This window comes from Allomuricauda sp. XS_ASV26 (assembly GCF_041224615.1).
In the GTDB taxonomy this organism is placed as follows: domain Bacteria; phylum Bacteroidota; class Bacteroidia; order Flavobacteriales; family Flavobacteriaceae; genus Flagellimonas; species Flagellimonas alginolytica.
Map to the genome: position 1 here is coordinate 113549 of NZ_JBGFGK010000027.1, position 12575 is coordinate 126123.

Consider the following 12575-nt stretch of genomic DNA (forward strand, 5'->3'; position numbering starts at 1 on the left):
TGATTACTGTGGCCCAGAAACCATGAGAAGTATATAGAGAAACTTATAATGCTAATGGGAAACTTACTGATTGCCTTTGGAATCCAAGATATTGGATGCAGGTGGTTTTGAATATCAAAGTTTTAAAATGAATACAATGAGGACAGGTTTTTTATGGATACTTTTTATGTTACCTACACTGACTTTTTCCCAAAAGCAGGATTTTGAAACCATAGAGAAAGAATTCTTGAATGCTTTTGAAGCCATGGACATACCTGATTTGCAGATCAATTATGTGAATTTGCTCCAAGATATTTCCAATGGAAAGGAGCTAACAAAACAAGAGGCCTTTTTTCAAGAGATGCTTGAAAAAATAAAAAATATTGATAGTTCCAAACTAACAGATCATCAATGGATCAATTATGAGATTATTAATTATGAAGCCCGTCTAAATCTCGAAAGAATTCGCCTGGAGCAAGGTTGGAAAGAAGTTGATTTGGACGATACCAAAAGTATTTACACCATCCCCAACGGGAAAAATTGGTATAGCTATCTCTTAAAACGTCGGGTGGATGCCGAGGTGAAACCGAAAGAACTATTCAGTTTTGGATTGGAAGAGATAGCAATGGTGAAGTTCAACATGACAAGGTTACAGGAAGCTTCAGGATTGTCCAAGGAGGAATTTCAAGAATATTTAGTAGACAAGGCTTTTTATTTTGAAAACCCCGAAGACATTCAAAAAGCATTTGAAAAAATCAAGGAAGAGGTTGGTATACGCTCAAAGAATATTTTTCCGTATATCTCAGAAATACCAGAGGTTAATATCGCTAGAGGCAGCAACCAAAATATGGCACAAGTTCCTGCTTATTACAGCAACAACACTTTTTTCTACAATATTTTCGATAAACCATTCAATAAAAGGCAACTGGGATGGTTTTATGTCCATGAGGGCATACCGGGGCACCATTATCAAATCAATGTCAACAACATTATTGAAAGAACCCGAATACAACAACTTTTTTGGTATCCCGGATATGCCGAAGGCTGGGGTGCATATGTAGAATATTTGGGTAATGAATTGGGTATATTTAAAACCATATATGACGAGTACGGCAAATGGGAATGGGATCTGATCAGATCCGTTAGGGTTTGCCTTGATGTTGCATTAAACTACTATGGTTGGTCCGATGACAAAGCCCTTGCATTTTGGAAAGAACACATTAAAGACCAAGATGATATTGGTGTTCGGGAAATCAACAGAATGAAACGTTGGCCGGCACAAGTAATTACCTATAAGTACGGTGCAAAAGTATTTTTGGGACTTCTCCAAGATGCAAAATCAAACACTGACTTTGATTTTAAAACCTTTCATCATAAGGTATTGGAGCATGGGGACATACCCATCAGCATTGTCAAAAAAATGATGAAGAAAAAATAAGACCCTTATTTGAAAACTGGTTGTTGCAAAGGCAACGTTTTGTCCGTTTTTATGATTATACAAATAAGTTAGAAACCATTTGACGTGAAACTGAACATTCAAAAATTGGCACATGAAAAGGATAATTGTCATCTTCATAGCATTTGGAATGCCTTCAAACACCTAGAATTTAGTCTTTTATTATTCAGTGACTTTGATGCCATACGTACTTAAGCTGTTTAATATGAAACCCTAAAATTCCATAGACCATGTTACAATCCATTGTTTACAATGTTACAGTTTACCAGGTTTTACCAAAGGCTTAAACTAATAGCTTAATTTTAAAGTTACGACTATGTATCAAAAATCAGTGCATCCCCTCTGTGTGACCCAAACAAGTTGAACTGCGGGGCTTGTACAAAAATTATTCATCATCATCAAAAAACGAAGTATGTTATTCAATTTATTAAAAAAGCCAAGCCTATGGCTAATCCCTATGGCCTTTTCCAGTATCGGTTCTAACGCAAATGAGTTTGATATTGACCAAAACAAAATCACTTACAAAATCACCATTACAGAAAACGAACCCAATGTGGCTCAGATCCACATGAAATTCATACCACAAGATAGTATTCTATATATGGATGGCAGTGCCCGTGCTTTTGAAAACAGTTGGGGTCATTTTTTACATGATATAAGTGCGTATGACCAACATAAGAATAAAGTAAACATTGTACAATTACAAGGTCCTAAGTGGAAACTTGATGGAGACCATACCTCACCAATAACGGTTACCTACAACGTTCATCTTACACATCCAAATTATACATGGAGTGGAGGCATTGATGGAGCCGCATATGCAACGGAACATGGCGTCTTTTATACAGGCCGGTCGTTATTCATGCTCAATGGGACCCAACGGAACGATATCTCGGTAAAATTTGATTTACCCAAACCCTGGAAAGCAACAACTCCATGGGAAGTCGATGGCAAAGAATCGAATAGGTATGCAATGAAAGGCATAGACGATCTTTTACAATCTGTTATGTTCTTGGGTACCCACAAAGAAATCAAAATCAAAAGAAAGGACTTTGAATTGATCTTTGCGTTGGGCACCAAAGAAACCATGGAGCAAGAGGAAGAATATAAGGAAATTGCCAACGGAGTTTTAAATTACTACGTCAATCTTATGGGCGGCAACCCAAACCCTCCCAACCTAAAAGGAACATTACGATCTGTGGTAGTGGTCAATGCCTGGGATACCACTGATGGTGAAGCATTGGGAAACAATATCAGTGTCTTGGTGGAGAAAGATGGGGATGAATTTTCAAAATTGATTTCCAGATTCATTTTTGCACACGAATTCTTCCATCTTTGGAATGGCAAGTCTTTCTCTCCAAACTCAGACAATTTGGAATGGTTCAAAGAGGGGGTTACAAATTATTACACGGTGAAGTCCTTATATCATATTGGTATTTTAGATGATGAAAGTTATCTGAACGTGCTCTCGGATTTCTTTTACAAGCGATATATTGATGATGATGGGGTTGGCACATTGGCGATGTCGGAAGGTGAGGCCAAACACGATCATTGGGGCTTGGTATATGGAGGTGGAATGTTTGTAGGGATGGCACAAGATATCTTAATTCGCAACGCGACGAACAACACCAAAAGTTTGGATATGTTGATGAGGGCATTTTACCAAAAATATGGGGGGTCAGAAGAACAATATGATATGGATGAAGTGTGTCAATTATTGTCTGATCTGAGTGGGGAAGATCAATCTTCTTTTTTTGATACATATATCCATGGAACTGCAAAGTTTCCCATAGAAACCTATTTACATCCAGCTGGTCTAGACGCTTCCGTGAACGACGGAAAACTTCTCATTAAAAAGAAGAACCACTTAAAAACATTGGAACAAGATATTTTCTATGGATTTCTAGGAAAGTAATTTGCGTTACAATTTTCCTGCTCGATAACTCTGTGAGGATGGTTGAAGACTACAAATAAAACCTATTTGTTTTTCACTAAAGCCATCCTCTGATTTATCGATTCCCATTGAATGTATCATCCGTTTAAAACAGATTTTCACTTCAATGGACTAGGGCTTCTAAGTACTCAACATGGTTGGAAAACCTCCGATCTCCCCAAGAGCATCAAAATACACTATTCAAAAAATGAAAAGTTATCACAATTGGATCAAAGTTATGATCATAATGGTATGGTCTAGTGTTGACCTCAACGCCCAATCACCTGATACCATATCCCACGCAAATTATTTTTTTCATGACCATAAATGGGAAAAGGCCTTTGATCTTTATACCAAGATCACCAGTGAAAATCCTTATAATGGCATCTATTGGTATAGATTGGGCTTAATTGAAAAGCATCGGGATAATTACAAGGAATCAATTGAATCCTTGAAGAGGGCCATTGAGTGCGGTAGCGATCTAGCAGAATCCAATTACACTATTGGAGTAAATTATGCTTTCCTAGGAGACATGGACAAGGCACTCATCCATTTAAAATTAGCGATTGGCCATGGATTGAACAATAGAGAGAATCGACTGTTATCGGACAAGGAGTTAGACCCACTGCGGAGTTTGGCATCCTTTAAGAAACTCGTCATACCTGACACCACGGGTACCATTGCAAGATTGGACCAATGGAATGAAGACATACAATTCTTAAAAAGTCAAGTTGAGCTGACCCACTATAGGTTGTATGATTATTATCCAAAATCAAAATGGGATACCGATTTTGAAACATTGATCGATCGAGTAGCGCAATTGAAGGATTATGAGGTCATTGTAAGGTTAATGAAGGTGATGAACGAAATTGGCATTGGCCATTCGTATATTATGCCTCCATTTTCTGGTAAAAATCAGTTTCATCAAATACCAATTGAACTTTATGAGTTCAGTGATGGAATCTTTATCAAACAGACATTACCTTCATATAAGAGTTTACTCGGTAAGAAAATTACATCCATTAATGGCATTCCCATTGAAAAAATACTGGAAATGGCATCCACTGTGGCCATAGCGGAGAATAAAATAATGAAAAGAAGGTCCAGTTTATTTTATGCCACATTGCCTGAAATTTTGATGGCATTTGGATTGGCTACCGATCATAACAAATCCGTTATCGGTTACCTTGATCAATACGGCAATGAAACCAGGATGTCGGTTGTACATCAAGCTTTTTCACCAGATAGTTTCTTGACCAGAAAAACAAATGAGGGATGGGTATCCATGGATGAGTCCATCAATCCACCCTTGTTTTTATCCAGGCTGGATAACAAATATTGGTTCACATATTTATCCGATTCACAAATCGTGTATTGCCAAATAAATGAAATTGGTAACGAAAAAGAAAAGTCATTCCACGAATTTGGAGAAGATCTGTTAAGATTTATCGACTATAATGAGGTCAAAGCCCTTGTTCTGGATTTAAGGTTCAATCTGGGAGGAAGCGGAAAATTGAACAAAGATTTTTTGAGAAGTATCATAAAATCAGATAAGATCAATGAACCCGGTAAATTATTTACCATAATTGGCAATATGACCTTTTCTGCGGCAATGTTATTGTCAACCCAACTGGACCAATATACGGAGACCACCTTTATTGGAGAACCTAGCGGAGGTAAACCAAGCCATGTTGGTGATGACAATGAAATTAGTTTACCGCATTCAGGATTGAAAGCGTATGCCTCGAAATCATTTTGGCAAAGCCCGGTTCCCTACGATGAACGTAATTGGATTGCACCTGAAATTTATATACAACCCAGTTCAAAGGAATGGAAGCAAGGTTTTGACCCCTGCCTCGAGTACGTCGTTAAAATCATCACTAGGGGCAATTCGTTTAGACATTAATCCTTTAACCGCGGTTGAAGTCCAACATTTGTTACATGAAAAGTAAAGGGTAAATGACTTCAGTAAGCCTAGTTTATAATAACAAATAGGACTTTGAAAACAATTACAATATTGATAGCAAGGTTCAATTATCATTGAAATCCAAGAATATGGAAGAAAATCCGTATTAGGTTATACGCTATTGGTGCCTTGTTATTTTGCCGAAAAACGATATTAATCAATCCTCATAAGCTTTTCAAGGTGATTTTAAAAGTGTCGGTCCCGTTACGGGATTTGAGCTTTAATTCAAGGGTATCCGAACGTTCCCTATCCTTTTTACTGGCAAGAAATCCACATAACCCCACAGGTATTCCATTTACTTCCAAGATTTCATCACCATGATGGATTTTATCTTTCAGTGACTCGTCCGAAACAAATCGGATGACTGCTTTTTCACCCTCGACCGTAGCGGTAAAACCAAATTCGGAATTGGAAGTATCCTTTACATGGGAATCCCTCTGAAAATAAAATCTTTCCTTTCTGTAATCCAGTGTCATTATACCATAAGAAAGTAATTCCGCACCTATTTTAGAATCGGTATCATTGGAGGTAATGGTGATTAAATCGGTTAATATTCAGTCTAACCTTTACCCAATTCAAGCTTACACCCTGTGCCATTGCACCTACGGTGTTGAGCAACAGAAATAATAGTAAAACAATAGCTCTTTCCATACGCTGGTCTCAATGCCAAAAATAGCTTCAAGTAAATTCATTTTGGAACGCAACACAATGTATATGGCCTCATCTCTGCAAACCAACATTTTTGGGCCATATAATATGAGGTCAATAAAAAGGGTGGGCTAGAGCGTACCATCCAAGGGCTAATTCAAAAAATCAATCAATGAGAACAAAATTAATGGATAAAATAAATGTCTCTTAATGAAAGAGGATGTAAATCTCTGCCCATCCCTTAACAATATCTTGTACAAAAGAAGCACATTCTTCCACCGCTTTGGTAAACAATTATAATACGTAACATCCTATTTTATCGTTTGTAACATTACTCTAAGAAAACATGGATCAATTCCATTTCCCATAGTCTACAAATTCCATAATTATAGGTACAAAAGATATCAATCAATGCGAGACGAAAACGGGATAACAAACCCATTAGGGGGATCAAACTCCTATTGTAATAAACGGTCCCCCCCTTGAAAAAAGGCTACAATACCCATGATTACAACACAGGATAGGTAGAGTGCATAGTATAAACACACTAAAAAATCTGTGGGTCCTTGGTCAAAATCTTCTATTTTCGAAAAGATCCTTATCAGCTAGGAAAAGTATCCCCGTCCAAGTCACATGGTTCTAATTGTTTTCTTTTGGGGCAACCATAAGCCCAAACGGTTAAATGTACCATCTAAAAAAATCCCTTTGATCGAAGTACTTCTTCAATGGCAACCGTGATCTCCATAGTAGGATAGGGTCTTATGTTCCCCAAAACAACAATCAAGACCTCGTCATTCAAATACCGATGGATGTTACAGATATATCCGTACATGGAACCTCCATGCCGGACAAGTTTACCTGGGCCATCCCTGCCTTCATTTCGATCATATGACTTTACCTTAAAACCATAGCCATAGCCACCAAAGGTGCCGGGAGTACCATCAAACAGTTGTTGTTTACTGTTTGCGTCCACCAAGACAGTAGCATATAGGGCTCTATCCCATTTGAATATATCACTGACATTGGAATACATATCACCTCCCCCTTTGGCATAGGCCATATAATTTTCATCGGCCCTGATAAACTTTCCTGATACCAAATCGTGACCCAACGCCTTGTCCGTTGATTTTGAATGGGTTCGCTCAACTCCCGTATGTTTCATTTTTAGAGGTTTGAAAATATGATTTTCCAAATAGTCCTTATAGGGAGTTTGGGTAACCCGCTCCAAGACCAAGGCCGCCAATTGATAATTGAGGTTGGAGTATTCGTATCGTGTTCCAGGAACAAAGGAAAGCGGAACGGAATTGTACAACGAAATAAGTTCTTGGCTTGAAATATCCCGATGTTCCAGCTCCGTGATCCGATTGAGGTGAACAGGCAATCCCGAAGAGTTTTTCATTAAAAAATGTAACGTCAATAGTCCAAGCTCCTGGTTCAGTTCAGGAATGTAAGTAGAGAGCGGCTCATGCACTTCCAACAATCCATCCTCGCTGGCCTGCATTATGGCAATGGCCGTGAATGACTTTGTTGCTGATCCAATTAAAAACTTGGTATCTACTTTATTCGACACCTGGTTTTCCCAGTCAGCCATTCCGAAAGCATTCTCATACAATACCGTTCCTTTCTTCGCCACCAATACAGCTCCACTAAACTGGCTCTTCGCACTATATCCTTCCAATATATCATCCAGTTGCCTTTTAAGGGTATCCTGTCCCATGACCGGATTATAGATTAAGAGAACAACGGTCCATACAAAAAATCCTTGCACTTTCTTCATCTTACTAGCGAATTACATTCCCATCCACATCATACAAAGCAACTCCTGACCGCTGCCCCTTTGCATCGTACGCATATTTGATATAGGCAGCACCATTGTCCTTTCTATTGACCAGATGCCCATTTCTGTCCAGATAACTGATCTGCTCAAGAAAATCATCCCCATTATAGCTATACCTTACTTTATGATAACCCCGTGTCCGGTGTTCGATTGGAGTACCATCCATATCATAATAGGATAAGGAATCCCTTTGATTGCCCGAAGTATCCCATTGGATCTTCAACATATGGTAACCAGCCTTGGTATGTCGGGAAGGGTTGTTTTCCTCGTCATAAAATCTTCTTTCGATGATGTTCCCAAATCGGTCAAAACTCGTTTTACTTTTACAGATTCCATAGTTGTTATAAATGAGTTTGTTATGCTCATCCCGATGTTCCAAGGCGACTTCATAACCATATTCATTAAACTCTTGGATACCAATGGCCACATCAGGTCCGTTCCCCTTTTCCAAGGCAGAGTCGTTATCCAACACCTCCCATTTTACAAAATTCCCATTCGCATTGGTCGTAATCCGGTCTTGGGATGCTCCTGAACTGTTTTCTACAAGATTCCCATCGCTATCAATATTTTGCATCAGAGCTATATGACCTAAAGGATTGAAGTACAGCCTTAACCTGTAAAATTCAAAGCCCGGCCGAATTGCAACCGACTCCCCTTTCCTATTGAAACGGTTTTCGATGACACTTCCATCCGCCAAATAGTTCCACTCATACCTAACAATCCCCCAATCGTTTTCAACTTGTTGGCCAGCTCCATCTATGAATATCAAGGATTTCCTATACCCCTTATCATCCAAGGAATAGACAAATTCCCTACAGTCGCCCAACACCTTGATTTGCTCCCCATTGGTACCATAAAAGGTTATTTTCTCTTCGTCCGGCTCATAGGTGAATTCCATACGGTGTGCCAAGGTGAAAAGGTTGGCCGTATGATTTGGGTTTCTTGAGTTTTGGCCATTATAAAAAGCTACTGAAACCAATCGGTGCAATGCATCGTACGAAAAGCGATAATGATTGCGTTGGAGTGCCTCTTCTTCAGTCAATGGAATGCTCCCTTTTAGATAGTTCAAAGGAGTTTCCACAAATGCAACCGTGGAATAATAATAAACGGTCGGTACAAACACAGCCTCTTTTGTCATTCCCTTGGTAGTAGAAAACAATAGGAGACCCATTATGGTTGTTAAAAAAAATCTTTTCATGTAACTTCAATTTTATAGTTGAGTACACGAAATTCGGAACAAAACAACAGCTATTTTACTTTAAGCCCCCCTATCAAGACCCAATTCAAGAATTGATACCAGTTCGTGAGGTCAAAAATTGGTTCGGGGTCATCCCGGTCGCCTTTTTAAAAGCTCTAAAAAAACCGGATTTGGATGTGAAGCCTGCCAAGCTACCAATAGCTTCCAGGGTAAATGATCTGTTGGCCGGATTTAACATCAATCGCTTTGCCTCCTCCACCCTGTAGCCATTTACAAAATCCACAAAATTACAATCGAGTTTGGCATTTATGGACTGCGAAAGGTATTTTGGATTGGTACCGATCAATGCGGAAAGTTCGGATAAGCTGAGACTTTCCTTTTTATATAATAAATCATCCTCAATTATCCGTTTAGCCTTATCGACAATTACCCTATAGGAAGCGCTTGACAATGAGCTTCGGGAATATTTGGCCGTTGGAAACAATACACTTCCCGTATTGACCATAAGGGCCAAAATGGAGAAAAGCAGTATCAAGAAAGATAAAAAGCCAATATCGACCGGCCATTCGACCATGGAATAACCCGATACGTCATGAACCATCCTATAGATGGGGTTGGAAAACTGATTGAACAGGAAATAGACGATAATAATTAGGGACAAAAGGTTTAACAAGCGTACGGATGGCCTATCCGAAGTGCCTTTACGGAACCTATAAAATTGAATCCCTATAACACTCAAAAAGGCCAAAGGAATCAAAGTGGATTTGAGTAAACTTATGGGGTTTCTCCAATAATTATACGGTCCTGGCCTTTTATCCTGATAGAACAACTGAAGCATTTCCATTTTACTTTGGGATGGAATGGTCAAGACATGAAGGAATACATAAAGGGCATACAAACCAAACCCATATAAAACAAATCGATACCAACGCCTGAAACGTGGATTGAGATTCGTAATAGAACTAAAGAACAGCAATAACAAGGGGTACACCAATAGGTTGTGGAGGCGCCCAGGAATATATACCCAAGGTATATCAAATATGGCTCTACTTAGAATCAACACTTTGTACAACAATTCAAGCCCCAAAACGATAAGGCTTCCATATAAATATAAATAACCATCATTTTGGAACTTCTTTTGAAAAAGGAAGAACAGGGCCAAAAAAATGGCCACCAACCCAAAACCAGAACCAACGATTGTAATTAAATCCATCATAAGTACTATTGATAGCGTCTCAGCTCAATGGAATAGAAGCCCTGATCATACATACACTGCAAATTCTATAAGGAACCTTCCATCCCGGGTCATGGACGGACTGCCGTCAAAACCTTCCGCTTTCATTTCCCGTCCCGTCCAGATAGGCTGGGACCAAGTATCATCTTCCATTTTAAGACTAATATACAAATCAGATTTACCTAAATATTCTCTCCTGTCGAAACTAGCGAAAATTATATAGGTTTCATCCGGCGCTACATGGACACCCCCTTCATTGGCCTCTGAATTTATGGATGACCTCATTGGTTTTGGTGCAGTATATGCTCCATTTACCAATCTGGAAACATAAACATCCCCATTCTCTGAACCATGTGGCGTCATGGTAAAGTATAAATTACCTTGACCCGTCATATTAGGGTAAAATTCATTCTCCGGCATAGGTTGAGAAAAATAAAGTGCTGATTTTTTTCCAATTCCCATGACTTCTTTTTGGATTTCCCTATGTTCCAATCCCCCATCGTGTCATTTTCATTTTAATTCAAATGCCATGAATTGTTCTTTTTCTGGCCATCGAATGAATCATATACCATGCAAACAAAAGATTGGGTACCCAACACAACCAAGCAACTATCCGATAAGCGACCATAAAGTCATCCATGAACACCAATAATATGGGCAACCATACGCGCAAAGTAACCGCTGCAAAGCAAGCTGCATAACTGTAGAACATGAAGGTTTGGTGCTTTATCACATCACCTTTCTTGATGTATCGATAAGCAACAATAGTTGTCGCGAACCAAATAATCCCCAGTGAGATGAATCCCATTTGTGCTACACCCCCGCCGGTAGCCGAAAAGGCAATACCAATACCACACAACGCACTGATCACGGATGAAACACTATACACCTTTCCCAATATTCTGTGGAGCTTGATTCTTTTTGTCCGAAACCGTTTGCTAAACTGTGCCCATCCCACAAGTAATGCGATTCCACCAAAAACGATATGGCCATAAAATCCAGTGTTCCAAAGGCTGTCCAACAACAATTCCGGCGATTTCGTCGCCAGCAAACCAACATTTTTGGCCCCAATGAAATACTTGATCGGATATAAGCTCACCCCGATACATAAAAATGCAAAAATGCCCCATAATCCCTTTATTATTATAGTCTTAAGATTCATTGTTAATCTCTTTATCGTTTTGATTAAAACACTTCCTTCCTGACATACTGCCGTCCTCGCCATACCCAAATTTCATTTGGGCGAACCTGGCACGGGGATGAATTGTAAGATTACCCTCCGTATCATAAAATCGTAACCAAGGGTTTCGTCTTACATCCGGACTATACTCTTGAAGTAATCTGTGGATGCAGGCTCAAACACCATGGCATTAGTTTCTTGGTCTACATATCCCATGGAGACCAACCCAACCAGTAGCCCATGCTGATCAAAAACAGGACCTCCACTGCAGCCACCATAGGTGCCTGTCGGTACATCCAGACTTAAATTTCCTGTTTGCGTATACCCTTGGAATCTTCCCTCCACTTTTATTGGGGACTTGCTTCCATACGGATAGCCCATAAAGTAAAGACGCTCCCCAATTTCCAATGTATCAGCTCTCACATCAAAAAGGTGGATACCTCGCGGGATTTCAGCATTGGTCGCAAAGACCAACCAATCTCCTTTGGGCGGCATGACCAAAAGCTCCGTCTTATCCTCATTGATTAATTCCCCTGCAGAGACCTTCACATTAGGATTCTTCTTTGACACAAAGGACCATGACACCAAATCATCTCCAAGGCTTATGGTTTTCATGAGATCGGTTTTTGCGAAAAACAGCACATGTTTTGCAGTACAGACAAACACCTTGTTATGGTATTTTACCAAAAATCCACTTCCGGCATGGCCATTGTCATACTTTGATGTTTTAAATTTCACATCACATACCAGTACGGAATCCCTTTGGGCCGCAGACCACTCGAACACCAGTAGGAACAGTAAAAGCAATACGATGGTTCTCTTCATATAAATTGGGATTTGTCAGACCACGAAACGGTAGGTCAATTTTAGAATGAACGACCAATTTGTTAGGAGGAAACTGTTGACCTCATTGTTTTGAACAAACCTATTATGAAATCCGCACGGAATCGACCTGATTTCTGCAATTACCGAAATCCGGACCTAGTTTAATGTTATTTAACAAGCTGCCCGCCAAGAAAAGACAATTCATGAGAGCTGATGTCTTGTTAAACCGAATGCCTGCAAAGTGTAGCAACCAATAAAAAAACCCTCCATACAGGGATGGAGGGTTCGCTAACAAACTAAACACTTGAATTAGTTTCTT

The 12575-nt window shown here is 39.4% G+C and carries 10 protein-coding genes; 3 read left to right on the top strand and 7 right to left on the bottom strand.

Annotated elements, in window-relative coordinates; translation table 11 throughout:
• Positions 1-76: 76 nt before the first annotated feature.
• From AB9K32_RS02155 to AB9K32_RS02165, 3 genes are all read left to right on the top strand, one after another.
• Positions 77-1417: a DUF885 domain-containing protein gene (locus AB9K32_RS02155; RefSeq protein WP_369884218.1), complete on the top strand. Its 1341-nt coding sequence runs from the start codon at positions 77-79 to the stop codon at positions 1415-1417.
• 430 nt (positions 1418-1847) lie between these two features.
• Complete coding sequence (locus AB9K32_RS02160; RefSeq protein ID WP_369884219.1) at positions 1848-3350, top strand: hypothetical protein; 1503 nt, start codon at positions 1848-1850, stop codon at positions 3348-3350.
• Positions 3351-3576: 226 nt separating this feature from the next.
• Positions 3577-5274 (top strand): hypothetical protein, encoded by a 1698-nt coding sequence (locus AB9K32_RS02165; RefSeq protein ID WP_369884220.1) that lies wholly within the window; start codon positions 3577-3579, stop codon positions 5272-5274.
• Positions 5275-5498: 224 nt separating this feature from the next.
• Here AB9K32_RS02165 and AB9K32_RS02170 read toward each other — a convergent pair whose 3' ends face one another.
• From AB9K32_RS02170 to AB9K32_RS02200, 7 genes are all read right to left on the bottom strand, one after another.
• Positions 5499-5810 carry a hypothetical protein gene (locus tag AB9K32_RS02170; protein ID WP_369884221.1) on the bottom strand — a complete coding sequence of 104 codons (312 nt, stop codon included), beginning with the start codon at positions 5808-5810 and terminating at the stop codon, positions 5499-5501.
• Between the two features lie 863 nt (positions 5811-6673).
• Positions 6674-7759 carry a serine hydrolase gene (locus AB9K32_RS02175; RefSeq protein WP_252080444.1) on the bottom strand — a complete coding sequence of 362 codons (1086 nt, stop codon included), beginning with the start codon at positions 7757-7759 and terminating at the stop codon, positions 6674-6676.
• Between the two features lie 4 nt (positions 7760-7763).
• Positions 7764-9017, bottom strand: coding sequence for a hypothetical protein (locus tag AB9K32_RS02180; protein ID WP_369884222.1), 1254 nt, complete (start codon positions 9015-9017; stop codon positions 7764-7766).
• Between the two features lie 85 nt (positions 9018-9102).
• Positions 9103-10230, bottom strand: a complete 1128-nt coding sequence (locus AB9K32_RS02185) for a helix-turn-helix domain-containing protein (RefSeq protein WP_369884223.1) — start codon at positions 10228-10230, stop codon at positions 9103-9105.
• Between the two features lie 48 nt (positions 10231-10278).
• Positions 10279-10713 carry a hypothetical protein gene (locus AB9K32_RS02190; protein ID WP_369884224.1) on the bottom strand — a complete coding sequence of 145 codons (435 nt, stop codon included), beginning with the start codon at positions 10711-10713 and terminating at the stop codon, positions 10279-10281.
• Between the two features lie 58 nt (positions 10714-10771).
• A complete protein-coding gene (locus AB9K32_RS02195) occupies positions 10772-11302 on the bottom strand; it encodes a DUF2306 domain-containing protein (protein ID WP_369884225.1) in 531 nt (176 codons plus the stop codon).
• A gap of 261 nt (positions 11303-11563) precedes the next feature.
• Positions 11564-12256 carry a serine protease gene (locus tag AB9K32_RS02200; RefSeq protein ID WP_369884226.1) on the bottom strand — a complete coding sequence of 231 codons (693 nt, stop codon included), beginning with the start codon at positions 12254-12256 and terminating at the stop codon, positions 11564-11566.
• Positions 12257-12575 lie beyond the last annotated feature (319 nt).

Excerpts from the sequence above, each read along its gene's own strand:
- AB9K32_RS02160 (WP_369884219.1), top strand. The coding sequence starts at position 1,848 with ATGTTATTCAATTTATTAAAAAAGCCAAGCCTATGGCTAATCCCTATG.
- AB9K32_RS02175 (WP_252080444.1), bottom strand. The coding sequence starts at position 7,759 with ATGAAGAAAGTGCAAGGATTTTTTGTATGGACCGTTGTTCTCTTAATC.
- AB9K32_RS02170 (WP_369884221.1), bottom strand. The coding sequence starts at position 5,810 with ATGACACTGGATTACAGAAAGGAAAGATTTTATTTTCAGAGGGATTCC.
- AB9K32_RS02200 (WP_369884226.1), bottom strand. The coding sequence starts at position 12,256 with ATGAAGAGAACCATCGTATTGCTTTTACTGTTCCTACTGGTGTTCGAG.
- AB9K32_RS02180 (WP_369884222.1), bottom strand. The coding sequence starts at position 9,017 with ATGAAAAGATTTTTTTTAACAACCATAATGGGTCTCCTATTGTTTTCT.
- AB9K32_RS02190 (WP_369884224.1), bottom strand. The coding sequence starts at position 10,713 with ATGGGAATTGGAAAAAAATCAGCACTTTATTTTTCTCAACCTATGCCG.
- AB9K32_RS02185 (WP_369884223.1), bottom strand. The coding sequence starts at position 10,230 with ATGGATTTAATTACAATCGTTGGTTCTGGTTTTGGGTTGGTGGCCATT.
- AB9K32_RS02165 (WP_369884220.1), top strand. The coding sequence starts at position 3,577 with ATGAAAAGTTATCACAATTGGATCAAAGTTATGATCATAATGGTATGG.